Source organism: Duganella fentianensis, assembly GCF_964031615.1.
Classification (GTDB): domain Bacteria; phylum Pseudomonadota; class Gammaproteobacteria; order Burkholderiales; family Burkholderiaceae_D; genus Rugamonas; species Rugamonas fentianensis_A.
In genome coordinates this window covers 276,823-302,416 of sequence record NZ_CAXIQN010000013.1, presented here as the reverse complement: position 1 = coordinate 302,416, position 25,594 = coordinate 276,823, and the positions used below count along the sequence as shown (strand labels likewise).

General features: G+C 62.1%; 14 protein-coding genes and 2 tRNA genes. 11 read left to right on the top strand and 5 right to left on the bottom strand.

Features of this window, described 5'->3' with window-relative positions:
* Nucleotides 1–15: 15 nt before the first annotated feature.
* Nucleotides 16–92, top strand: a tRNA-Met gene (locus ABNT42_RS09390).
* A 60-nt stretch (nucleotides 93–152) separates the two neighbouring features.
* Nucleotides 153–229: transfer RNA gene (locus ABNT42_RS09385), tRNA-Met, on the top strand.
* 64 nt (nucleotides 230–293) lie between these two features.
* Here ABNT42_RS09385 and ABNT42_RS09380 read toward each other — a convergent pair.
* Nucleotides 294–1,313 (bottom strand): transporter, encoded by a 1,020-nt coding sequence (locus ABNT42_RS09380; protein WP_348696407.1) that lies wholly within the window; start codon nucleotides 1,311–1,313, stop codon nucleotides 294–296.
* A gap of 83 nt (nucleotides 1,314–1,396) precedes the next feature.
* Nucleotides 1,397–2,158 carry a transporter substrate-binding domain-containing protein gene (locus tag ABNT42_RS09375; protein WP_348696406.1) on the bottom strand — a complete coding sequence of 254 codons (762 nt, stop codon included), beginning with the start codon at nucleotides 2,156–2,158 and terminating at the stop codon, nucleotides 1,397–1,399.
* Nucleotides 2,159–2,341: 183 nt separating this feature from the next.
* Between ABNT42_RS09375 and ABNT42_RS09370 the strand changes: the two genes are divergently transcribed.
* Nucleotides 2,342–7,564: a filamentous hemagglutinin N-terminal domain-containing protein gene (locus ABNT42_RS09370; protein WP_348696405.1), complete on the top strand. Its 5,223-nt coding sequence runs from the start codon at nucleotides 2,342–2,344 to the stop codon at nucleotides 7,562–7,564.
* 265 nt (nucleotides 7,565–7,829) lie between these two features.
* The gene (locus ABNT42_RS09365) at nucleotides 7,830–9,452 is read left to right on the top strand and encodes a methyl-accepting chemotaxis protein (protein ID WP_348696404.1); all 1,623 of its coding nucleotides are present in this window, start codon (nucleotides 7,830–7,832) and stop codon (nucleotides 9,450–9,452) included.
* Here the strand turns inward: ABNT42_RS09365 and ABNT42_RS09360 are convergent.
* The 3 genes from ABNT42_RS09360 to ABNT42_RS09350 all read right to left on the bottom strand — a co-directional run bounded on the left by ABNT42_RS09360 (nucleotide 9,435) and on the right by ABNT42_RS09350 (nucleotide 14,496).
* Nucleotides 9,435–10,421, bottom strand: coding sequence for a glycoside hydrolase family 6 protein (locus ABNT42_RS09360; protein ID WP_348696403.1), 987 nt, complete (start codon nucleotides 10,419–10,421; stop codon nucleotides 9,435–9,437). The genes ABNT42_RS09365 and ABNT42_RS09360 overlap by 18 nt on opposite strands.
* A 119-nt stretch (nucleotides 10,422–10,540) precedes the next feature.
* Nucleotides 10,541–13,045: a TonB-dependent receptor plug domain-containing protein gene (locus ABNT42_RS09355; RefSeq protein ID WP_348696402.1), complete on the bottom strand. Its 2,505-nt coding sequence runs from the start codon at nucleotides 13,043–13,045 to the stop codon at nucleotides 10,541–10,543.
* Between the two features lie 179 nt (nucleotides 13,046–13,224).
* Nucleotides 13,225–14,496: a sugar MFS transporter gene (locus tag ABNT42_RS09350; RefSeq protein ID WP_348696497.1), complete on the bottom strand. Its 1,272-nt coding sequence runs from the start codon at nucleotides 14,494–14,496 to the stop codon at nucleotides 13,225–13,227.
* Between the two features lie 203 nt (nucleotides 14,497–14,699).
* Between ABNT42_RS09350 and ABNT42_RS09345 the strand changes: the two genes are divergently transcribed.
* The 7 genes from ABNT42_RS09345 to ABNT42_RS09315 all read left to right on the top strand — a co-directional run bounded on the left by ABNT42_RS09345 (nucleotide 14,700) and on the right by ABNT42_RS09315 (nucleotide 25,590).
* Nucleotides 14,700–15,410 (top strand): response regulator transcription factor, encoded by a 711-nt coding sequence (locus ABNT42_RS09345; RefSeq protein WP_348696401.1) that lies wholly within the window; start codon nucleotides 14,700–14,702, stop codon nucleotides 15,408–15,410.
* A gap of 20 nt (nucleotides 15,411–15,430) precedes the next feature.
* Nucleotides 15,431–16,861, top strand: a complete 1,431-nt coding sequence (locus ABNT42_RS09340; protein ID WP_348696400.1) for a sensor histidine kinase — start codon at nucleotides 15,431–15,433, stop codon at nucleotides 16,859–16,861.
* Nucleotides 16,858–18,132: an ABC transporter substrate-binding protein gene (locus ABNT42_RS09335; protein WP_348696399.1), complete on the top strand. Its 1,275-nt coding sequence runs from the start codon at nucleotides 16,858–16,860 to the stop codon at nucleotides 18,130–18,132. Before ABNT42_RS09340 ends, ABNT42_RS09335 begins: the two co-directional genes overlap by 4 nt.
* 130 nt (nucleotides 18,133–18,262) lie before the next feature.
* On the top strand, nucleotides 18,263–20,527 hold the full coding sequence (locus ABNT42_RS09330) for a glycoside hydrolase family 3 C-terminal domain-containing protein (RefSeq protein ID WP_348696398.1): 2,265 nt from the start codon (nucleotides 18,263–18,265) through the stop codon (nucleotides 20,525–20,527).
* A 131-nt stretch (nucleotides 20,528–20,658) separates the two neighbouring features.
* Nucleotides 20,659–22,905 carry an EAL domain-containing protein gene (locus ABNT42_RS09325; RefSeq protein WP_348696397.1) on the top strand — a complete coding sequence of 749 codons (2,247 nt, stop codon included), beginning with the start codon at nucleotides 20,659–20,661 and terminating at the stop codon, nucleotides 22,903–22,905.
* A gap of 65 nt (nucleotides 22,906–22,970) precedes the next feature.
* Complete coding sequence (locus ABNT42_RS09320; protein ID WP_348696396.1) at nucleotides 22,971–23,357, top strand: DUF2946 domain-containing protein; 387 nt, start codon at nucleotides 22,971–22,973, stop codon at nucleotides 23,355–23,357.
* Between the two features lie 115 nt (nucleotides 23,358–23,472).
* A complete protein-coding gene (locus tag ABNT42_RS09315; protein ID WP_348696395.1) occupies nucleotides 23,473–25,590 on the top strand; it encodes a TonB-dependent receptor plug domain-containing protein in 2,118 nt (705 codons plus the stop codon).
* Nucleotides 25,591–25,594 lie beyond the last annotated feature (4 nt).

Here is a 25,594-nt window from a genome sequence, read left to right as displayed (position 1 = left end):
ATATCGGGCGTTGCAGGTGATATAGCTCAGTTGGTTAGAGCACAGCATTCATAATGCTGGGGTCGATGGTTCAAGTCCATCTATCACCACCAAGAATTCTAAAAGGCCTCTAAGCAGAACTGCATAGAGGCTTTTTTAATCCGGTCTGTACCGGTGATATAGCTCAGTTGGTTAGAGCACAGCATTCATAATGCTGGGGTCGATGGTTCAAGTCCATCTATCACCACCAATACTGAAAGCCTCCCCGCACTGTGCTGCCGGGAGGCTTTTTTACTGGCGCGGCAGACTGCGCGCTAGTCCTTGTTCTGCATCCGCACCACCAGCGCACCCGCCACGACGGTAAATGCAATCACCACGGCCGCAATAATCCAGAAGCCGTGCGGATGCTGGGCCAGCGGAATCCCGCCCACATTCATGCCCAGCAGACCGGCAATGATGTTGATTGGCAGCGCCAGCACGGTGACGATGGTCAGCACGAACAGACTGCGCCCCGTCGACTCATTGACTTGCGCAGCGATTTCTTCCTGCAGCAGCTTGATGCGTTCCTGCAGCGAGGACATATCGCTGAGCACCACGGCAAACTCCTCGCTCGACTGACGCAATTCCTGGGTATCGAGTTCGGACATCCACACGGGCGGCCGCTGCAGCAGACGCAGCAGCGCGGCCGGCTCCGGTGCCAGCAGGCGCTGCAAGCGCACCAGCACACGGCGCATATTACCTAGGTCGGCCCGCTTGGCACGCACCCGCCCTGCCAGTAGCGAATCTTCGATCGTATCGACGCGCTCGACCGCTGTGCGCACGATACTCACCAGCACATCGGCCTGATCGCGCAGCAGGTGCACCAGCAGCTCCACCGACGAGCGTAAAGGCTCGCCGCGCCGTACTGCCTGATGCAGCCGTTCGATAGATTGCAGCGGTGTGCGGCGCGCACTGATCACCAGATGCGGTGCCACCCCCACCCACAGGGTGGAAATATCCGACGCGTCGAAAGTAAAGTCGTGCAGCACGTCGTTGACCACGGCAATCAGGGCGTTGTCGGCCAGCTCGATGCGGGTCGAGCGCGAACCCTGATGCAGAGTTTCGAAGAACTCGTCGGACAGGCCGCCATACGCCCGCAGCCACTTCTCGCAGGCCGCATGGGACAGATTGAAATGCAGCCAGATAAATTCACCGGGCTGGCGCCCTGCACCACTGAGCCATGCCTGCGCCTGAGCCGAATTCAGCGCCCGCACCGTACCCTGTTCGGCACCCAGTACATAGCCCCATACCAGACCCGCCGTATCCGAGCCATAGCTAACATCCATCGCTTCCATGTCGTCCCGCGTACTGGTTTTCCAGTGCGCGATTGTAGCCGAGATCAGGGCCGGCACCAGCGCATGTCTGCATGCGCGGCGCTTCAGGGGCTGGGCAGCCCTGTGACGCTCAGCTGATAGCGTTGTGCCAGCGCCTGATAGCTGCCATCTTTCGCCATCGCTGCCAGTCCGTCATTCAAGTCGGCGAGGATGCTGGCGGCATTCGGCAACTGTCGGGCAATGCCGACAAACAGCGGCAGGCGGGCGAAGGGCGGCGCCTTCCACACCACCTTGTCGCGCACTTCGGCCAGCTCCGGCTGCTGCAGCAGATACTCGCCTACGACTTTTTCCAGCGCCACATAATCTATTCGGTGCGCTAGCAGCTTGCGCAGATTGGTCTGATCGTCGTGCACATAATCGAGATGCGCACCCGAAGCTTCCAGCGTGGGGGGATAACCATAGCCACGCACGGCGCCCACTTTCTGGCCGCGCACGCCCGCCAGCGTGACATTGATTTTGTCGGCATCGGCCTTGCGCACAAAGAAACCCAGTTCACTGGTGAATGCGGCGCGCGAGGGCAGCAGATCGAATTTCTTGATTTCCTCGGGCCAGCAGATCAGCGCCCCATCGGCACGACCCGATGTGACTTCCAGCGGCACCCGCACCCACGGCACGCTACGCACTCGGACAGTCCAGCCCTTGCGCCCCAGCGCTTCCGTAATCAGTTCGGCAAACAGTCCGCCACCGGACTTGCCGGCGATGGAGAACGGCGGGTACTCGGTGGTGAGCAGACGTAGTTCTTTCGCACTCAGCGCACTAGAAAACAGCAGGATGCTCAGCAGGAACATGTAAGGGATAGAACGCATGCTTACTCCAGTCAGTCACGCAGCAGGGCCACAGGCCAGCCTGCCTCCCGGACATGATACATGATGCCTAACTGACAATCGGTATGAATAAAGGTGCTCGGCCTGACAACGCAGAAAGATTGTTAATGTAAAATGCAAAAAAAACATTTTTTCAACGGGCCGATCAATACAGGAATCCACACGATGAAAGCGCAAACGCCTTACCGATTACGGCGCAAATTGCTGGCAGTCGTCGTTGCTGCCGCCTTCAGCAGCGCGCAGGCCAATCCTGAAGCGCCTACCGTGGTGCATGGTCTGGCTAGCTTCAACCGGCTGGGCAATCTGTATTCGATTACCAACACCCCCAACACCATCATCGACTGGCGCAGTTTCTCAATTGCTCCGGGAGAAATCACCCGCTTCATCCAGCAGAGCAGCGATAGCCGCGTACTCAACCGCATCAGCGGACAGGACCCCAGCCAGATACTGGGCGCGCTGCAGTCCAACGGTAAAGTTTTCCTGATCAATCCCAATGGCGTGGTCTTCGGCGCCGGTGCACGCGTCGATGTGGGCGGACTGGTCGCTTCCAGTCTGACCATTTCGAATGCCGATTTTATTGCCGGTAAAAACAGCTTCAGCGGCGACGCCACCGCCGGCAAGGTCAGCAATCAGGGCAGTATCACGGCCGCCAGCGGCGGACAGATCTTCCTGATAGCACCTACGGTCGAGAATGCGGGGGCACTTTCGGCCGACGCCGGCACCATCATGCTGGCTGCCGGCCAGAGCGTACAACTATCGGACGTCCGTGATCCCAACCTGCAGGTAGTGCTATCTGCCCCGGCCGATCAGGCGCTCAATCTGGGCAGCATCGTGGCACAGAGCGGACGCGTCGGCCTGTTCGGTGCGCTGGTCAACCAGCGTGGCGTGATCAATGCCGATAGCGCCGTGCGCGGCGCACAGGGCCAGATCCTGCTCAAAGCCAGTGGCACCACGCTGCTGGAAGCGGGCAGCCGCACCTCCGCCACGGGTAGCAATCACAACCTCGGCGGCAACATCATGTTGCTTGGCAAACAGGTCGGCATGACCGGCGACGCGCTAGTGGATGCCAGCGGGGCCAGCGGTGGCGGCAAAATACTGGTGGGCGGCGACTATCAGGGCCGCAATCCCGCTATCAGCAATGCCGATGCCAGCTATGTGGGCCAAGATGCCGTGCTGCGCGCCGATGCCGGCGACAGCGGGAATGGCGGCACCATCGTGGTATGGGGTAACACGACCAGCCGCATGCATGGCACGCTGTCGGCACGCGGTGGCAGCACGGGCGGCAATGGCGGGCAGGTAGAAACCTCGGGCGGCTATCTGGATATCGCCGGTGCACGGGTCACTACCAGCGCCAGCCATGGTGCCACCGGTAGCTGGCTGCTCGATCCCGACGACATTGACATTGTCGCCGGGCGTGGCGGCAATCTGTCCGATGGGGCGCCGTTTGGTGGCGGCGCAGCCAGCGGCGTTACAACAGTCGGGGCTGACCTGATTTCCGAAGCCTCCAGCAACGTGGTGCTGCAAGCCAGACACAACATCAGCTTCAACAGTAGCATCTTCAATGACGCCAATGTCTCGCTGACCGCACAGGCCGGCAATGACATTACCGTCAATGCGCCGATCTACATGTCTGGCAACATTTCGCTGATTGCCAATGATAGTGCCAGCGCGAGTGCCTCCGGTACCGGCACCGTAACCGTAGCGTACAACGCCAATGGCGACATGCTGCGTACCAATGGTGCCAACCTTAGCCTGCGCGGCCATGACCTCAACATCAATGGCAGCCTGTCGCTCAGCGGCGGCAATCTCGATGCGCGCGCAGCCAGCAATGGCGGCAGCATTACGCTGGGCAGCAATAGCGTCGTCACTACCAGCGGCGGTGCCTCCTCCGTGCTGGCGTTCATGGCCGACAATATCAACCTGAACGGTGCGGCCGGCACACTCGGTAGCGGTGCCAGCGACGGTTACGACACGGTATCGTTTACCACCTACAGCAGTAACCGCGCCATCCAGCTGGGCGGTAGCGCCAGCGGCAAACTGGTACTCGACGCTACGGGACTGGGCTCTGTTTCGAGCGGCAGCCTGCAGATCGGCCACAGCACGGCAGGCACCATCAGCAGCGGCGACAATGTCACGCTGAGCGGGGTGGGTACTCTGACGCTGGAAAGCGGTGCCGATATCACGCTGGGCCACCAGCTGGGCGGTGCCCGCACGGTCCGCCTCAGCACGGATGGCACGGGCACGCTGAGCACCACCAGCGGCGCCAGTGTGGCAGGCAGCATGGCCGTGGCACTGGTGGGCAACAAGATGGCGCTGGCGGGCAGCATCAGCGCCCCTACCATCTCGGTCGATACCTATGACAGCGCACGCCACATCAGTCTCGGCAGCGAAACTGCCAGCACGCTGAGCCTGTCCGAAACAGAACTGCGGGCGCTGCATGGCAGCACGCTGGAGATCGGCAAGGCGGCAAGCTACACTGGCACCATCACCATCAATGATGGCATCGATCTGGGCAGCAGCAGCGCGGCCACGTCCCAGCTCTATCTGAAAGGCAGCACCATTACTGCCAATGCTGCACTGACCGTCAGCAACCAGCTGGTGCTCGATGCCGGTAGCGGCGTGGTGAGCGGCACCGGCGCGCTCACGGCCAGCCAGCTGACCGCCTACGGTATTTCCGTGGCACTCGGCGGCAGCAATCAGGTCTCCGGTGTCAGCGGCAGTGCCAGCGATGGCAGCTTCGTGTTCAACGCGGCCAGTAGTTTCAACGTGAGCGGCAATATCAGCGGCGCTACCGGCATCACCCTGTCGTCCAGCGGCGACATCACGCAGGACGCCTATGCCATTCTGTCCACCCCCGTACTGACCGCGAGCACGCCGCAGAGCGCCCAACTGACGGGCAGTTCCAACCAGATCAGCGCACTTAACGCCAGCAGCATCGGCTCGCTGAACGTGGTCAACAACGTTGCGCTGACACTCGATGGGGTTAGCCTCAACGGCAATCTGGCCGATGGCGCCATCAGCGCCACCACCACTGGCAGCCTCAGCGTTGCTGGCGACCTGAATGCCGGTAGCGGCAATGTCACACTGCAAGGCAGCAGCATCAGCGGCAGTGGCGCCATCAGCGCGCATAGCCTGAGCGTCAACGGTAGCAATGGCGTAACACTGAGCGGTGCCAATCTTGCCAGCTATGTCGGAGGCAGTGCCAGCGCGGGCAGCTTCAGCTACAACGCTGCCGCTAGCAGCATCAGTCTGGACAGCATCACGGCTGCCACCACCATCGGGCTTAGCAGCACCGGCAATATCAACCAGAGTGCTGCCAGTACCCTGCTGGCACCGGCACTGAGCATTACCACTCCGGGCCGCGTTAACCTCAACGGCACTGACAACCAACTTGATGCCCTCAGTGCCAGCAGCGTGGGTTCGCTCAACTTCAAGGGCAAGAATGCGCTGACACTGAACAGCATCACGCTGACGGGCGCCGTGTCGGACGGCGTACTGGCCTTCGATGCACCGGCACTGACCGTGGCAGGCGCCATCGATGGCAAGACCCGGCAGGTGACGCTGGCAGGCGCCAGTGTCACCGTCAACACGGCCGGCAGCGCTGGCCGCTTCGACCTTGCCAGCGATGCCCTGACCATGAGCGCCGACCTGACGGCAGGCGTCGCCAGTGTAAGGCCGTACAGTAGCGGCTACAGCATGAAACTGGGAGCAGCCAGTTGCGGCATCAGCAATTGCGTCGCGATCAATGACTTCACCCATCTGGTCACGCCCGTACTGGCGCTGGGCGCCAGCACCAGTACCGTCAACGTGGGCGATCTGGTAGTCGCCAGTCTGGCACCAGCTAACTACAACGCGGCCACGACCCAGATCGGCCTGCTCAGCTATAGCGGCAATATCAGTCAGAGCGGAGTCATCAATGTGCGCGATCTGGCGGTGCAGACTGGCGGTACGGGCAGCATCACGCTGAACAATAGCGCCAATACCATCACCAATCTGGCAGTGGCGCAGAGCGGAACGGGCAATCTGGAATTGGCCAATACGGGCAGGCTGGCGATTGCCCGCCTGAACGGCGGCGGCACGCTGCGTCCGTATGACATCAACGGCGTCACCACGGCAGGCAATGCAACCCTCAGTGTGCTAAGCGGCGGAATAGAAACAGGCAGTGCCAGCGCCACCGGTGGCACCCTGCGCGCCAACGCGCTATCCATGACGGCCAGTGGTGGTATCGGCAACGATAGCCCCCTGCTCACCCGTGTAGCTTCGCTGAACGCAGTGAATACGGCAGGCGGCGGCAGCACGGCGGCCATCCAGATCGCCAACACCAACAACGCCGCTTACAGTTCCGTGCTGACCGTGCACAAGGTGCAGCAGGTCGATGCCGGTGGTGGCAATGGCGGTGCCATCAGCATCGACAATCACGGCGGTATGACGATTGCCGATCTGGCCCCCAATGGCGTGCATACCAGCAGTGGCGCTATCACGCTGCAGACGCACAGCCCGATGGTCATCGATGGTTCCGTTTCCTCGGATTCCGGCAACATTACGCTGGCGGCCGGCACGCAATATGACCCCAGCAATACGATTACCATCGGCAGCAATGGCACCGTTACGACAACCAGCGGCGCCGTATCGATTACAGCCGCCCAGTACCTGACGTACAACACCAATCCGCTCAGCGTACAGGATGCCAATGGCGCTGTGCAGCCGCAATATCAGTCGCCGCCCGCACCAGCACCTGTACCCGTGCCAGCGCCTGTGCCGACACCAACGCCCGATCCTGCACCGGTGCCTGTCCCGACACCGGAACCGGCTCCGGCACCGACACCTGTACCGACGCCTGTACCGACGCCTGTACCGACGCCTGTACCAACACCTGTACCGACACCTGTGCCAGTACCGACACCGGTTCCTGTGCCCGAGCCTGTGCCGACTCCGGTTCCTGTACCGGTTCCAACGCCAGAACCGGCGCCGACGCCAGTGCCGACGCCAACGCCGACGCCAACTCCGGCGCCGTTGCCGACGCCAACACCGACGCCCAGCCCTCCCTATACACCTATCCCTACACCTACACCCACGACCTTGCCGACGCCATCCGCAGACATCTGCACCATTGCGCCGAATTCAGCGTTGTGTCAGGTGCTGTCACCACCGACTGCTACGGAACCTGTGAAGCCGGTGCAGCAAGCTAGCAATGAGGTCATTAAAACGCTGGCAGCAGTGGTTCCATCCGTCACCAGCCCGAATGACAGCGGCAGCACGCAGACCAGCACTTCAGACACCAAGCCCAAGGATGACTCCAAGGAAAAGTCGACAAGCACTGCGACCGACACCGGCAGCGATAAGAGCGGCACAACGACCAGTCCCGTGCAGAAAATGTACTGCAATTAGCTTGCCAGTAGCACGCGCCGCCGGCCGCTCGCAGACGGGCTGCCAGCGGCACGCAACACCCCGCCAGGTCCTCCTTCCGCTCTGCGTAGTAACACGCAAGTCTGCAATTTCTTCCTGAAATTTTGATTCAGATCATACCAACTATCACACGGCAAATTTATCGTGCGGTTTCTCCTATTGACCACAAGACTATTTGAGAACGCGCAAGATGCGCTCAGCCGGAAGCCGGCTGGTACTCGAAGTATTCTCTACCGTGAAAGCCTCTATGAACTTCCGAAATTTAGCCATCGGCAAGAAACTCGGCCTTAGCTTCGCTATCGTGATCGCCATGCTGATCATCGTCGCCGCCCTCGCCTATCTGCGCGTCAGCGGCCTGAGCGACGACCTCCGTCTGATCAATGAAGACCGCTATCCGAAAACTGTGATGGTGCATACCGTCAAAGACGAACTGAATGAGCAGGCGCTCAACATGCGCAACCTGCTGCTGATGGACAAGCCCGATGAGCTGGAAAAAGAATATGCCAGCATCGCCAAGAACACCCGCGTGATCACCGAAACCCTGAGTAAGCTGGACAAGGTGCTGACCAGCGAAAAAGGACTGGCCCAGCTACACGCACTGGAAGAATCGCGCCGCAAGTATCTGGCTGCCCGCACCACCTTCCTCGACCACACCCGTTCCGGCCAGCGCGACGCCGCCGTGCATGACCTGCTCGACGAAATCCGTCCTATCCTGCAGGTCTACACCACCCAGCTCGATGGCCTGATCGCCTATCAGGAAGAGCTGATGACGGCTTCCGGCCAGCAGTCGCTGGCACAGGCGCAGCAAACTATCGTGCTGATCGCCGTGATTGCACTGGCAGCCGCACTGATCGCCGTCACGCTGGCGTTGCTGACCACCCGCACCATCACCACGCCGCTGCATCAGGCGGTCGATGTGGCAAGGCGCGTGGCCGATGGCGATCTGACCATGCAGATCCGTGTCGATACGCAGGAAGAAACGGGGCAGATGCTGGGCGCGCTGCGCGATATGAACTCGGCCCTGACCCGTATCGTCGATGAAGTGCGTACTGGCGCCGACAACATCGCCACCGCTTCCGGACAGATCGCCAGCGGCAACCTCGATCTGGCGTCACGTACCGAACAGCAGGCCGGCTCGCTGGAAGAAACCGCCTCCGCCATGGAAGAACTGACCGCCACCGTCAAGCACAATGCCGATAACGCCCGTCAGGCCAATCAGCTGGCCGTTTCGGCCTCGGACATCGCCGTCAAAGGCGGCTCGGTGGTAGCGCAGGTAGTGCAGACCATGGGCGAAATCAATAGCTCGTCGCACCGCATCGTCGACATCATCAACGTGATCGACAGCATCGCCTTCCAGACCAATATTCTGGCGCTGAATGCGGCGGTAGAAGCAGCACGCGCCGGTGAACAGGGACGCGGCTTTGCCGTGGTGGCGACGGAAGTACGCAATCTGGCGCAACGTTCGGCCGCAGCCGCCAAGGAGATCAAACAACTGATCGATGATTCGGTGAGCCGGGTGGAAAGCGGTTCGCGCCTCGTCAACGAAGCAGGCGACACCATGAACATCATCGTCGACAGCATCCGCAGCGTGGCCGACATCATGGGTGAAATCACTGCCGCCAGCGCCGAACAGACGCAAGGCATAGAGCAGATCAATCAGGCTATCGTCGAGATGGACCATGCCACCCAGCAGAATGCCGCACTGGTGGAAGAAGCAGCTTCCGCAGCCAGCGCCCTGCAGGAGCAGTCGCACCGGCTGGTGGACGTGGTTGATGTATTCAAACTGGGTGCGGGCGCTACGGCACCTGCCGTGCAGCGCCGCCCGCCTGCCACGCCCCAGCGCCGCGCCGGATTACTGGCCGCGAATTAAGCCCAGCGCCAGTTCCGGCATGAAGCTGCCGGCCGGACCGGCGCAGCCATCCGCTTCACCGGGCGCCTTGATCCATAGCGCCATTTCCGGCTGGCCGGCACCACCGAACACGCGCGGCGGCTGGCCTAGTTTGCGGCCCGCCGCATCGCACCACTGGCGGCCAGCGGGACCAGCGCCATTGCGGCTGGTATCGATGACGAACGGTTTATTCCAGCCCACCAGCCCACGCAACGCCTCGCCCACGGCGATGCCGTAAGTCTTGCTCTCGCTATCGCTGCGGTAGTTGGAGACATTCAGCGCAAACCCCTGCGCGCTGGCCACGCCGGCCAGCAGCAGGCGCTTGGCCGCTTCGTCCGGCTTGAGCCAGTCGCTATTGCCAATATCGATGTAGAGCAGCGCACGCGGCGCCAGATCATAGAACTGCTGCACGGCATACTGGAACAGCTGCATGCGTTCGGCTTTACCGGCGGCATCCAGACAATCCATCTGCGGCAGTGCATCGGGCTCCAGTATCACGATGGCGGGCTGTTCGCCCACCGCCTGCGCGAACCCGCGTATCCACTGCTGATAGGCTTGCGCCGAACGTTCGCCGCCGGCACTGTGCTGGCCGCAGTCACGCTGGGGAATGTTATAGGCCACCAGCACCGGCGTGCGCCGCGCTTCGGCTGCCCGCGCCATGTAGCCGCCCACGGCGGCGGCGATATCACCGCTCCAGCCGCCGAACCAGCGCGCAACCGGCTGGCGCGCGATGGCGGCGTCGATCTCGGCGGCACGGGGATCGCTGGCATGGCTGCGCACCCATTCGGCCGCGCTGGTGTGGGGATCGGCATACAGGCCGGGGAATGCGGTCGTGGCGGCAGCCGCGGCGGGGCCGGCTACGGGCGCGGCCACAACAGGCGCGGCGGGCGTCTGCGCGCAGGCGCCTGCGCTGCCCAGCATCAGCGCCATCAGTAAGGGGGAAATCTTCACACTAGTCTCCGGAATACTGCCCTGTACGGGCAAAAAAACAGGCCAGATCCGCATGTTACCGGACTGGCCTGCCGATACGGCCGCGCAGTCAGAGACGCGGCCGTGCTGAGCGCTGCAGCTTAATCGAAGTTGTAGCGCAGGCGCATGCCGTAGGAGCGCGCGTCGTTGAGGAAGCGGATGTTCAGCGCAGGGCCGACCAGTGCTTTCTGCGACGCTTCCACATTGCCCACGTTCGCTGCCCACAGCTCGAAGCGGTAGCGATCCAGCGTGTAGCCCAGTCCCAGATTGACGGTGGCAAAGCCCTTCTGCTTGTCCGGGAAACCGGCCTGCAGCGCGGTCTGGCGTTTGCCGTTGTTGAACACGATGTCCTGTTCGTTGAACTGGGTCAGGTAGAACGAGGAACGGTAGGCCACCAGTGCCTGCCAGTCCAGCGTACCCGGGCCTACATCGAGCGACTGGGTCAGACGTGCCGCCAGATTGACGTTCGAGGCCATCGGCAGGCGGTTGCCAGCCAGATTGATCAGCGGTGCTTTGCCGCCATCACCGTAATCCACTGCACGGGCATCAGCCACTACGCCTGACGAGATTTTGGTCTTCAGCAGGGTCAGGTTCATGTCCAGACGGAAGCGCGCTGGCAGTACGAATTTGGCTTCCGTTTCCAGACCGTCGATCTTGGACGTACCGATGTTACGATTGGCCAGCGAATAGCCTTTGCAGGTTGCCGGGGTCTGGGTGGTGTCCATGTTAATGCAGGTCAGATCCTGGAACACCTGATTGTCGTAGCCGTAGTGGAACGCGGTGGTGTTGATAATCGCATGACGGCCAAACAGCTTGAAGGCATTACGGCTACCGATCTCATAGCTGATCAGCTTTTCAGGGCTGTAGGTTTCAGGAATCGTGCTGCCGTTGAAGCTGTCGTTGAAGCCGCCCGACTTGTGGCCGGTAGCGATCTTGCCGTACACCAGATGGTCGCGGTCGATGCTGAACTCGGTACCCAGACGCATGTCAGGGAAGGATGCCTTGCTGCTACCCACCTGCTGGGTCGGGATGGTCAGGTTGGCATAGCTGAAGCCGCCCTTGGTATCGCTAGGATTATTTTTCGGGCAGGTCTGGCTACCGTTGTTGATGTCCGGACGGGTAAAGCAAGTGCCTTTCGGATTGCTGCCATTGGCGATGGCCTGAATCTGCGCCACCAGCGTGTCGCGTTCACCCGGCGTCTTGGTGCCTTCGATCAGGAACTGGGCGATCTGGGCCTGCGTGGTCACTTCGCTCAGGTTGAAGTTAGGACGGCTCAGCAGCGCTGGCACATAGCCCGGTGTGCCCAGACGGGTAGCGATACAGCAGCCATAGTCTTCGCCGCCCAGCGTCAGTGCCCAGTTACCGCCTATACCCCAGCGATATTTCTTCTCTTCCGAGTAGCGTGCGCCACCGAATACGCGCAACTGTTCATTGACGTCGTAGGAAGCATCACCATACACGGCGCTGGACGAACCCTGCACGATAGGCATGGTGAATTCCGTGCCGGAGAAGCAGCAGTAGCCGCGGTCCGACGTGGACAGATAGCCGACCGACTGGTCTTCCGTGAAGTGGAAGGCACCTGTACTCCATTTGAAGGCAGCCTTGTCATTCGAGGACAGACGCGCTTCATAGATCTTGCTCTTGGACTTGGTCTGCCAGTACACCGTCGAGTAGTTATCGTAGGTGATCTTGGACAGATCCAGCCCCGGATAGGCCAGACCTTCCGAGGCGGCATTACGCTGCAGGAAGTCGACCTTGCGCTGGCTGGCACTCAGTTCCAGATTGACGGGACCGAAGTCGTAATTGAGCTTGGCCTGCAGACCATTGAGCTTGTTACTGAGTTCGCCAGCCTCACCACGGTACACCAAATTGCGCAGCGCGAGGTTTTCTGGACGCAGGCCCGTGCTGACCACGGCACCATAGATGTTCGCGCCCGGATAGCCGGTGCCGCCTTCCTTGCCGGTATCGCCGATCAGGGAAAAATTTAAGGCATTGCTAGGCTTGACCAGCAGCGAGATACGCGCCGCATGGTTGTTCTCGGAGCCGGCAGCGGGCAGCTTGCTGGCTTGCGCATCGGTCGACATGTTTTTGAAGCCGGCATCCTTCTTGGCTTCGTAGCCGGCCACCCGCATCGCCACGGTGGACGAGATAGGAATGCTGAACGCACCTTCCATGCCGTGGCCGTGTCGGTTGCTCAGTTCACCTTGCAGATAGCCGCCCGTTTCGCCGATCACAGGTTTCTGAGTGATGATGTTGAGGGTACCGGCCATGGCGTTACGGCCATACAGCGTACCTTGCGGGCCCTTGTTCACTTCGACGCGCTCGAGGTCGTAGAACATCACGCCCAGTCCGCGCGGACGGGGAATATAGGTGCCGTTCAGGTGCGGTGCCGCGCCCGGATCACCGAGTTCGGTATTGTTGCTGGAACCCACACCGCGGATGAAGATTTCCAGATTGCCTTCCTGATTGGCCATGCTCAGACCGGGCACCGCCAGTTGCAGCTGGCGCAGATCGGAGATGCCGTCCTTGCGCAACTGTTCGGCCGTGATGGACTGCACCACGCCGGCGACTTTCTGGCTGCCTTCCGGACGGCGGTTGGTGACCACCACCGTCTGCAGGCCATCGGCCTCGCTGATTTACCAAGTTTTTATGAAACCGTTTTCATTTTTTAAGCAAATTACACGCCGTTAATCTTTTATGTCAACGGACGCGGCCCGAAATGAGGGATACCTGAGGAATCCCTCTGTTTTTCTGTTGGTTTTTGGTACTTAAACGACTGGCAGTATCAGACTGCCTTGTGAGAGTCGGTGTACAGACTGGCGTACTTGATACCGAAGAACAGCACGTACAGATAGCACAGCACAGGCAGCAGGAAGGACAGTTGCACGCCGAACAGATCGGCCAGCCAGCCCTGCGCAAACGGCACGATGGCGCCGCCCACAATGGCCATGCACAGCAGACCCGAGCCCTGCCCCGTGGCAGGTCCCAGACGGTGCAGCGCCATGCTGAAGATGGTGGGGAACATGATCGAGTTGCACAGCCCCACAGCCAGTATCGACCACATGGCCAGCGCGCCGCCGGAGAACACGGCGCACAGAATCAGCAGCACCGAGCAGGCCGCATTGACCGCCAGCGCCTTGCCGGGGCTGACTTTGCGCATCACGGCGAAACCGACGAAACGGCCCACCATGGCACCGCCCCAGTAGTAGCTGACCAGCGGCGCGGCGGCGGCCGCACTGAGGCCGGCCACGCTAGGCTCGCCGATGAAATTGATCAGCAGACTGCCGATGCTGACTTCACCACCCACATACAGGAAAATCGCCAGCACACCGAGCATCAGACGGGGCTGCTTCAACAGCGCCAATGCGCTGCCCTGATGCGTCGCCTCCTGTTCGATACGGGGCAGTCGCACCAGTGCAAACACCAGCGCGCCCAGTAGCAGCAAGCCTGCCAGCACCAGATACGGGCCCTGCACGGCGGCTGCTTCCTGCGCCTTGTGCGCCAGTTGCTGCGCTACGGGCAGCTGTGCAAATTCCTGCGCCGACAGCGTCACGCCGGACAAGATCAGCAAGCCGCCCAGCGCCGGTGCCACCGTGGTGCCCAGTGCATTGAAAGCCTGCGTCAACGTCAGGCGGCTCGAAGCCGTAGCGGCCGGTCCGAGAATCGTGACATACGGATTGGCCGCCACCTGCAAGATGGTGATGCCGCTCGCCAGCACGAAGAAGGCTGTCAGGAACAGGCCGTAACCACCCAGCGAAGCCGGATAGAACAGCGCGCAACCAGCCGCAGCAAGCACCAGACCACTCACCACACCACGCTGATAACCGATGCGACGGATCAGCATTCCGGCTGGCACGGAGACGAGGAAGTAGGCGCCAAAGAAGCAGAACTGCACCAGCATGGCCTGCACATAGCTGAGGGTGTAGACGGCTTTCAGGTGCGGAATCAGTACGTCATTGAGTGAAGTCAGCAGCCCCCACATGAAAAACAGCAAGGTGACGATCACCAGTGCGCTGCGTTGCGGTTGTGCTGCCTCGGGCAGCGCGCTGGCGTCCAGCGCGGGCGAAAAATTGGCCACGTTATTCCTCTGTAGGTCTTGTTATGGAGCACGGCGGCCGAGAGGCCTGCAGTGCGTCTCCGTTCATCAATCATTAAAGATCGTTAATAAAGTCTAGCAGTTAATTAAAATCGAGTAAACAATTCTGATGCGACTGAAAAAATTTTCTGGTCTAAGCTTTCAGACATGTTTACACTGCCGCCATGCATATACTTCTTGCCGAAGACGACGCCATCCTTGCTGATGCACTGATCGCCCACCTGCGCGGCGCAGGCTATACGGTGGAGCACGCACCGAATGGTCCGGTCGCAGAATTTCTGCTGCAAAAACAACACTTCGACCTGAGCATCCTCGATCTGGGTCTGCCCATGATCAGCGGACTCGACGTGTTGCGGAATATGCGCACCAGCAACCGCCAGATGCCCGTGATTATTCTGACGGCGCAGGACACGCTCGATAGCCGCGTGGCCGGCCTCGATGCGGGTGCCGACGACTATCTGACCAAACCGTTCGACTTCCCCGAACTCGATGCCCGCGTGCGCGCCATGCTGCGCCGCGCCAGCGTGCAATCGGCCTCGCCAGCCAATATGGAACTGGGTTTCGGCAAACTGAGCTTCAACCCGCTGTTGCGCCGCGCCCACATCGACGGTGCTCCCATCGATCTGAGCCCCCGTGAATGGACGCTGCTGGAACTGCTGCTGGTGAATCGCGACAACGTCGTCACCAAGGAGCAGATCACCCAGAGCTGGTCCGGCGATGTGGCCGGCAACAGCGGCGGCAACGCCATCGAGGTGTACATCCACCGCCTGCGGCGCCGGCTGGAAGGCTCGGATCTCGACATCCGCACTGTGCGCGGACTGGGCTATCTGCTCAAAGCCGATAGCAAAAGCGCTGCCATGCGCAGCGCCTCCTGAGCCACTACGCCGGCGCCGTCATGGTCTCCCTGCAGCGCAAGCTCCTGCTCTGGCTGTTGTTACCGCAGCTGATACTGTGGCTGGCCGGCGGCATGGTGACCTACCGGCTGGCTGCCGGTTATGCCAACCGCGCCATCGACGCCAGTCTGGTACAAAGCTCGCGTGCGCTGCTACGGCAAGTCAAGCCGATCGAACAGGGCCTGCTGATCGACTTCCCCCGCGCCGCACAGGAAATCCTCGAAGCCGATCCGCAAGACCGCGTGATGTACACCGTCAGCACGCCACCCGGCCGCTTCATCCTCGGCAATAACCAGTTGCCCGCACCGCCCGGTGCGGCCAGCCATAAACTCGACACGCCCTATTTCTACGACGGCGAAGTAGCCGGTGATGACGGCAAGCGCAAAGCCATGCGCATCGCCGCGCTGTATGTAGCGTATGGCGGCGTGGCCGAGCCGGATCAGACCATGCTGGTGCAGGTGGCACGCAGCAGCGCCAACCAGCAGGAACTGGCGCGCGCGATACTGGCCGATACCCTGCTGCCACTATCGTTACTGGTGATGGCCATGAGCCTGATCGTCTGGGCTGGCGTGAAAGCGGGGCTGGCGCCGCTGGCCCGGCTGCGGCGCGAAGTCGAGCAACGTGCGCCGAACGATCTGACCCCGCTCAAGCTCGATCTGGCGCCGGTGGAACTGCATTCGCTGGCGAATGCACTGAACCAGCTACTGGAATCGGTACGCAGTCAGGTGGGTGCGCAGCAGCGCTTCATCGGCGACGCTGCGCACCAGTTGCGCACGCCGCTGGCCGGTCTGAAAGGCCAGACCAAGCTGGCACTGGAAGCGGCCAGCGACGAAGCCCAGCGCAAGCGCCTCACACTGGTCCACCAGAGCGCCGTGCGCAGTGCCCATCTGGTCTCGCAACTACTCCTGCTGGCCCGTGCCGAACCGGGCGCCGGCCCTACCCTGCAACGCAGCGAAGTCGATCTGACCCGGCTGGTGCAGGAACTGGTGGCGCAGATGGTGCCGCGCGCCTTGCGCAGCGGCGCCGATCTGGGCGTGGCCGAAGCCACCACCACCGCACCCGTACTGGTGTATGCCAATGCGCCGCTGCTGCGCGAAGCGCTGAGCAATCTGATCGACAATGCACTGCACTATGCAGGCGAGCAGGCAGAAATCACGGTTAGCGCCGAGACGGAAGCCGATGGCCGCTACGCGCTGTTGAAAGTCATCGACAATGGCCCCGGCATCGCCGCCGCCGACCGCGCCCGCGTATTCGAGCGCTTCGTGCGCGCCACCAGTCAGGGCGATGGCTGCGGTCTGGGTCTGGCCATCGTCAAGGAAATCGTCGAAAGCCATCATGGCCGCGTCCTGCTGTCGGATAACCAGCCGCATGGCCTGATCATTACGCTGCGCCTGCCCGTCAGCGCCGCCGTGGCACAGGGCAGCGAAGCATGACGCGCCGGCCCGCATGGCGTAGCGCACTGCTGCTGTCGGCGCTGCTGGCGGCATTGCTGCCGGCAGCCAGCAGCATGGGCGCGGCCAGCGGTGGCGAAGTGGAGGTGCTGCATTTCTGGACCAGCGGCAGCGAAGCAGGCGCCGTGGCCGAACTCAAATCCAGTCTGCACCGCAAAGGCCACGTGTGGAAGAATTTCACAGTGGCCAACGGCGGCGGCGGACTGGCCATGGTGATGCTGGCATCGCGCGTCAATTCCGGCAACCCGCCTACCGCTGCCCAGATCAAGGGCGCGGCGATACAGGAGTGGGCGCATCGTGGCGGCCTGTCCAGCATCGACGATGTGGCCCGCGCCGACCACTGGAATGCCCTGCTGCCGCATAGCGTCAGCGAGACCATGCAGCACAACGGCCGCTACGTGGCCGCGCCGCTTAACGTACACCGCGTCAACTGGCTGTGGATCGATGCCGCTGCACTGAAGAAGGTCAATGCCCGCCCGCCCACTAGCTGGGATGAATTTTTCGCCGTGGCCGAGGCCATGAAAAAAGCTGGCATCATTCCCGTGGCCCACAGCAGCCAGTCGTGGCTGGATATGGGCACCTTCGAGAGCGTGGCGATCGGTGTGGGCGGCGCCGAGTTCTACCAGCGCGCCTTTGTGCAGCTCGATGCTGGCGCACTGGCCGGTCCGCAGATGGTTAAAACTCTCAACACCTACCGCCGCCTCAAGCAGTACAGCGGCAGCCAGTCCAGCGGGCAGGACTGGGTCGCCTCGACCGCCATGCTCACCCACGGCAAAGCCGGCATGCTGCTGATGGGCGACTGGGCCAAAGCGGAGATGCAGGCGGCCGGCAAACGGCCTGGCAGTGATATTCTGTGCGTGGCCATGCCGGGTACAGCCCAGACCTTTGTGTTTGACATCGACGCGCTGGCCATGTTTCAGGTGAACGATAAGAACAAACAGGCCCAGCGCGATCTGGCCCATGCCGTGATGGACAAGGATTTCCAGCTAGCCTTCAATCTGGCCAAGGGTTCGATTCCCGTGCGGCAGGATGTGAGTCTGGAGCGTTTCGACGATTGTGCACGGCGTGCCAGTGCCGATTTCAAAGCCAGCGCCAAACGCGGCACCCTGCTGCCTAGTCTGGCACATGGCATGGCCCAGCCAGCCCACACGGTGGCACGCATGTGGGACGTGATTAACCAGTTCTGGAGCAACGAGCGCATGAGCGCGGACGATGCGGCCGCCAGACTGGCCGCCGTCGCGCGCCAGCCCTGATGTGGCGCATCAAGCCAGCGTATGCCACAGTACCCGATAATTATTAACGTTTTGTAATAATCGTGTTAGTATTTCCCGCTGCAGTCTTCCCATAACGATATTGCTTGCCCCGCAAGCTGACGAGACAACCATGAAAAAATCCTCCCCTTCGGGTTTCCCTGCCAAACCGCGCAAGCGTTTTTCCACGCGCCTTTCTGAAAACGTTGTCAAACTCTGTATCCCGGCTGCCGTGGCGCTGCTGTGCGCGGTCGGTCCGGCTAGCGCACTGGACGCGCGGAACACCGAATTGCACGAACAGCGCGCACGCCAGCTGGTCGGCCAGATGACGCTGGACGAAAAACTGAAGCTGGTATTCGGCTATTTCTCCACCGATTTCAAGGGCGTGGCCAAGCCGCCCGAAGGGGTGCCCTACTCGGCCGGTTTTGTCTACGGCATAGCCCGGCTGGGCATCCCCCATCAGCAACTGACCGATGCGGGCATGGGCGTAGCGACCCAGCCCGGCCCCGCCCCGCGTGCCCGCACGGCGCTACCGGCAGGCATTTCGACTGCCGCCAGCTGGAATCCTGCCGTGGCCTATGCGGGCGGCGCCATGATAGGCCGCGAAGCCCGACTGTCCGGCCATAACGTGATGCTGGCTGGCGGCGTCAATCTGCAGCGGGAACCGCGCAATGGCCGCAACTTCGAATATGGCGGCGAAGATCCGCTGCTGGCCGGCATCATGGCAGGCGAACAGATCCGCGGCATCCAGTCCAACCATGTGATCGCGACCGTCAAGCACTACGCTTTGAACAATCAGGAAACGGGACGCATGAAGGTCAATGCCAAACTCGATGATGCGGCGGCCCGCATGTCCGATCTGCTGGCCTTCCAGATCGCCATCGAACGGGGCAATCCCGGTTCGGTGATGTGCGGTTACAACCGCGTCAACGGCGCCTACGCCTGCGAGAACGACTATCTGCTCAATCAGGTACTCAAACGCGACTGGGGCTATAGCGGCTATGTAATGTCGGACTGGGGCGCCACCCACTCCACCGTAGCGGCGGCAGTGAACGGCCTCGATCAGCAATCGGGCTGGCCGTTCGACCTGTCGCCGTATTTCAAGGAGCCGCTCAAGGAAGCGGTAGAGAACGGCCACGTGCCGCTCCAGCGGCTCGACGATATGGCGCTGCGCATCGTGCGCGCCATGGTGGTCAACGGTCTGCTCGAACATCCGGTGCAGGTCGCCGAGAACCAGATCGACTACAAGGCCAGTGCCGCCATCGCGCAGGCCGGTGCGGAAGAAGGCATGGTGCTGCTGAAGAACAGCCAGCAGCTGCTGCCGCTGGGCCAGCAGTATCGCAGCATCGCCATCATCGGCGGCCATGCCGATGTGGGTGTGCTATCGGGTGGCGGTTCGTCGCAAGTGTATCCGGCCGGTGCACCGGTGGTGCCCAATGAAGGACCAGAAGGCTTCCCCGGCCCGATCACCTATCTGCCTTCCTCGCCCATGCAGGAACTGGCCAAACGCCTGAACGCCCAGCTGGTGTACCACGATGGCAAAGATGCCGCTGCGGCCGCCCGTCTGGCCGCCAGCAGCGATCTGGCCGTCGTCTTCGCCACCCAGTGGACGGCCGAATCGCTCGACCAGCCTGACCTGCAATTGCCACAGCAGCAGGACGCCACCATCAGCGCCGTGGCCGCGGCCAATCCGCGCACGGTGGTAGTGCTGGAAACGGGCTCGCCGGTCACCATGCCGTGGCTGGATCAGGTCGGCGCCGTACTGCAAGCATGGTATCCGGGCAGTGCCGGTGGCGCCGCCATCGCCCGCGTGCTGACGGGGGAAGTCGATGCCTCCGGCCGTCTGCCGGCCACCTTCCCTGCCAGCACCGCCCAGTTGCCCCGTCCCGTGCTCGATGGCCGTGGTCTGGCCGAAGACGTGCGCTTCGATACCGACTACAACATCGAAGGCGCCGCGGTGGGCTATAAATGGTTCGACAAGCAGCAACTGAAGCCACTGTTCGCTTTCGGCCATGGCCTGTCCTACACCAGCTTCCGCTATGAAGGCCTGCAGGCACACGCGCAGCAGGGCAGCATCGGCGTCAGCTTCAAGGTCAGCAATACTGGCGCGCGTGCTGGCAAGGCCGTGCCGCAGATCTATGTCAGCAAGGTGGGCGGCGGCTGGGAAGCACCGAAACGCCTCGCTGGCTGGGACAAGCTGAGTCTGGCCGCCGGTGCTAGCGCCAGCAGCACGCTACAGCTCGACCCGCGCACGCTGGCTGTGTACGACAGCCGCCGTGGCAAATGGCTGATCGCCGCTGGCGAGTACCAGATCACGCTAGCCACTGCTGCCGATGCGCCCGTGACCAGCATCAAGCTGCGTCTGCCACGGCGCGAGTTCGCCGCCGGCGCACGCTGACCGTACCGCATCGCAGCAAAGGGGCGGCTCTGGCCGCCCCTTCTGCATTTCTGCCACAAAGCCGCATCAGCATCTGCATCAGTGGCCCCGCTCCGAACTATAATCAAAGCAACAATTTCCTCGGGGAAGGTATGACGGCACTCTTTTATTTCGCTGCGGCGGTAGAGTTGGTGGTCGGCATCAGCCTGCTGTTTGCATGGCGCCGTAACCGTGCCCAGGGCTTTGCGCGCAAGCTAGGCCTATCCTTCTTCGGCGTCGCTGGCTCCGTCATCACCTTTGCGCTGTTTCAGGATGCCGACGACCGCAGCCCCGTCAATCTGCTAGTGATACCTGCACTGGCCAGTTGCAGCCTGTACTTCCTCACTGCCGGTGTGTTCGACCTGATGGGCGCCGCACTGCGCGGCTGGCGTGCCCGCGTGCTGGCAATTTCACTATTCAGCCTGATGGTGTCCGTGGCCATGCAGCCGGAGGCGCTGGGCTCGCAGACGGCCGTAGCGCTGATCTATCTGTGCGTCGGCCTGCTAGCCACCCGCGTGTTGCGCCATCGCTCGCGCCCGCACCGGCTGATCGGGCCCTTGCTATTGCTACTGGCGGCTCATCCCCTAATTTCCATCAGTGGCGAAGCACACACCATCATGCTGCAGTTTGCCACTGGCGCGGTGCTGCGCACGGCGCTGGGCTTTGCGGTACTGTACGTCTCGCTCGACCTGTCCGCAACGGAATCGCTGCATGCCAGCGAACGCTTTGCGCGCCTGACCGAATATTCGCTGCAAGGCGTAGCCATCATGACTACCAGCGACCTGCTGTATGCCAATCCGGCCACGCTGCGCATCTATGGCGCCGAGCATGCCGCGCGCCTCACGCCCGCCTTTCTGGAAGAGAGCACGCCCGCCGAAGATCGCCGCAAAGTCATCGCCCTGTTCCAGCAACTGCTGGACGGCAGCCTCGAACGGGCGAGCTGGGAGGGCCAGCGCCTGCGCATCGATGGCAGCCAGTGCTATCTGCATTTCTTCGCCTACCGCGTGCGCTGGGATCAGCAGTTTGCCGTCTGTCTGATGATTACCGACGAGACCGAGCGCATGGAGCACAACCGCGCCCTGCTGCACCGTGCCACCCATGACGAGCTGACCGGTCTGCCTAACCGCGGCGCGCTGATGCAGCGTCTGCATGAATACCGGCAGGATAGCGCCGCCCATCCCCATGTGACACTGTATCTGCTGAATATCGACCGCTTCAAACTGTTCAACACGGCGCACGGCTACAGCAGCGGCGATGCCATCCTCAAAGCCTATGCGCAAGCGATTGCCGCACTCAGCGAAGGCCTTGGCCAGCTTTACCGTATCGGCATCGACGAATTCATCCTCGCCAGTCCCCTGCCGGCTGACGCGCCAGCGCTGCAGCAACTGGAACAGGCGCTGCTAACACGCCTGCAGGCGCCGCTGCAGACCCCGCTGGGCGAATTCTATGTCGACACGTCGATCGGTCAGGCCAGCTATCCGGCCGACGGGCCACTGGACGAGTCGCTGCTACGCGCCAGCAACGCGGCCATGCATGTGGCCAAGCGCCATCCGGGCAGCAATATCGTGCGGGCGCAGGCCAGCTTCCAGCAGGGCAGCAGCGACATGCTGACGCTCGAGCAGGCGCTGCGCGCCGGCATCCGCGAACGCCATGTCTACCTGTGCTACCAGCCCAAAGTCGATGCGGCCAGCCAGCAGGTTATCGGCTTCGAAGCGCTAGCGCGCTGGCACCGGCCCGGCATCGGCATGGTCAATCCGCAGGTGTTCATAGCCGCCGCCGAAACCACCGGCCTGATCGTCGAACTGGGTACGCTGCTGCTGCGCAGCGCCTGCCAGCAGCAGGCCACCTGGCTGAGCGCCGGCAAAGCCTGTGTGCCGATTGCCGTGAATGTCTCGCCGCTGCAGTTACTCAACCCGCACTTCCCTCAGTTAGTGCTGAGCATCCTGCAGGAATACCAGTTGCCCGCCCGCCTGCTGACGCTGGAGATTACCGAGAGTGCGGCAGTGGAAAATCTGGCGCATACCTGCACCCAGTTGCGCGAACTGCGCAGCGGCGGCATCCACATCGCCATCGACGACTTCGGCACCGGCTTCTCCTCGCTCAGCATGCTGCGCGACCTGCCACTCGATACCGTCAAGATCGACAAGGCACTGATCGATCCCCTGCCGGGACGCGCAGGGACGGCCGTCGTCGAAGCCATCTGCAAACTGGCCACGGTACTGGGACTGGCCGTGGTAGCAGAAGGGGTCGAAAGTCAGGAGCAGGCCGAAGCAGCGCGGCTGGCCGGCTGCGACGAACTGCAGGGCTATTGCTTTGGCAAACCGATGAGCGCCGAGGACGCCGAGGCACTGCTGGGCTAGACCGCAAGCGAGCAAACATAGCGTTCCGCTTAGGCGTTGCAGCGAGCTGACGCTATAATTCATGCATGAATTTTCATGCGCCACGCCGATTCCTGCAGATCTGGATAGTCATGCTGACTTTCCTGTTCGGCGTACTCGCCCCTACGCTCACGCGCGCGCTCGAATATCGTCAGGGCACCACTAGCACCATCGAAATCTGTAGCACCAGTGGCAGCAAGCTGATCAAGCTCGATAGTCAGGGCAAGCCCCTGTCCACGCCAGCCAAGGCAGGCATCGAACACTGCCTGTACTGCGCCACCCACAGCCCCCTGTACGCCCTGCCTGCCAGCGGCAAACTGCTACTGGCAAGCACGGCCGGACGTGCGCCATATCCACCCCGCTACTACTCGGCAGCCGTCACGCCCCATGCGTGGTCTGCCGCCTATCCCCGTGCGCCGCCCGCAGGCGCCTGAGTTAACGTCCTCGCCACTCTGTTTATCGCTGCAGCGCACCGGCTAGGCCGCTGCCTGCCTGCGCACGCCCTCGCTGCGTGCGCGTAGCGCCATCGTATTCGTTTCAAGGAAAGTTATGAAGTTCTCTGCCTACCCGTTTTATCTGCTCGCTGCCGCCGGTCTCAGCTTCACCAACAGTGCACGGGCCCAGAATGAAAATGATCTACATCAGGAACCGCGCCTGAAGGTACTGGTCAGCGCCATGGCCGAGCGCCCGCTGGTTAATCAGTCCGGCATCGGCGATACCAGTCAGTTGTTGAACGGCGTAGCCGGCTACAGCGTGGCGCAAGGCGGCGGCGTGTCCGGCCTGCCCATGGTCAATGGTCTGGGTGACGACCGTCTGAAAATCCGCATCGACGGCATGGAGCTCAGCGCAGCCTGCGCCAACCACATGAACGCACCACTGTCCTACATCGATCCGCTTCAGGTCAGCCACATCGATGTACTGGCCGGTGTGACACCCGTCAGCGCGGGTGGCGACAGCATAGGCGGCAGCATCACCGTGCGCTCTGCTGCCCCCGTGTATGCCGAAGCGGCCGGCAGCTTGCGCAGCAGCGGCAAGCTCAGCTTCACTGGGCGCAGCAATGGCAATGGTCTGAGCAGCGGAATCAGCGCCGGCATCGCCAGCGACACCGTCAGCCTCGGCTATACCGCGGCCTACGCGCGCAGTCACAGTTATACCGACGGCAATGGCCAGCGCGTGCTAGCCAGCCTGTACGAGAGCATCAATCAAGCCGTGCTGCTGGGCTGGCGCGGCAATGGCCAGCAGCTCAGCGTACGACTCGGCACCCAGCATATTCCGTATCAGGGCTTCCCCAACCAGTATATGGATATGACGGATAACACTGCACGCTTCGGCAACGTCAACTACCACGCCCGCTTCGGCTGGGGCGAGCTCGATGCCAGCGGCTACTGGGAACGCACCAGCCACGACATGGGCTTCTTCACGCCGGAACGCAATGGCATGATGCCGATGGTGACGCAGGGCCGGAATACCGGCTACAGCCTGAAAGCCAGCCTGCCGCAAGGCGATGCCGCAGTGCTGCGGCTGGGACAGGAATACCACGTGTTCCGCCTCAACGATTACTGGCCGGCCGTAGCGGGCTCGATGATGATGGGTCCGCAGACCTACCTGAACATCAACCACGGCCAGCGCGACCGGCTGGCCCTGTTCGGCGAAGCGGAAACCCGCCACGACTCCCAGTGGACCAGCCTGCTGGGGGCACGCTGGGAATCCGTGCGCATGAATACGGGAGCGGTGCAGCCTTACGCCAGCAATATGATGAATGCCGCCGATGCAGCGGCGGCGCAAATTTTCAATGCGAGCGAGCACCGCCAGCGCGACAATAACTACGACCTCACGGCCCTGTCACGCTATGAAGCCGATGCCGCCAGCAGTTTCGAACTCGCCGCCGCGCGCAAGACCCGCTCGCCCAATCTGTACGAACGCTATTCGTGGGGCCGTGGCCGCATGGCCATGACCATGACCAACTGGTTCGGCGATGGTAACGGTTATGTGGGCAATCTGGCCCTGCGTCCCGAAGTCGCCTACACGCTGGGCGCCACCGCGCACTGGCATGGCGGCAGCGGTAGCAGCAGCTGGTTCGTCAAGTTCAACCCGTATTACAACCGCGTGCAGGACTATATCGACGTCGACGTGCTGGGCCAGTTCAATCCGTATAGCCAGCCGGCAGCCAAAGGTGCCTTGCTGCAGTTTGCCAACCACAACGCCCGCCTGTACGGCGCCAATCTGAGCTGGCAGCTGCCGCTGGCGCAGAGTGCTGCGCTGGGTACGGTCAGCCTGAACGGCACGGCCGCCTATACGCGTGGCCAGCGCGCGGACGGAGGCGCGCTGTATCACATGATGCCACTCAACAGCGTACTGACACTGGAGCAGCGTCACGGTGCATGGAGCAATCAGCTGGAACTGAAACTGGTACGCCACAAGACCCAGCCTGACCTGCGCCGTCTGGAGCCCGTTACGGCCGGCTATGGTCTGCTCGCGCTACACAGCCGCTACCAGCTGGGCAAGCAGCTGCAGCTCAGTGCAGGCATCAGCAACCTGCTGGATAAAGCCTACGCCGATCCGCTGGCAGGGGTCTACCTGTCCGGCCTGCGTGCCGCCGGTGGCAGCCTGCGCACCTTGCCCGGCACCGGGCGCTCGGTCGATGCAGGGCTGACCTACAGCTTCTAGGCGC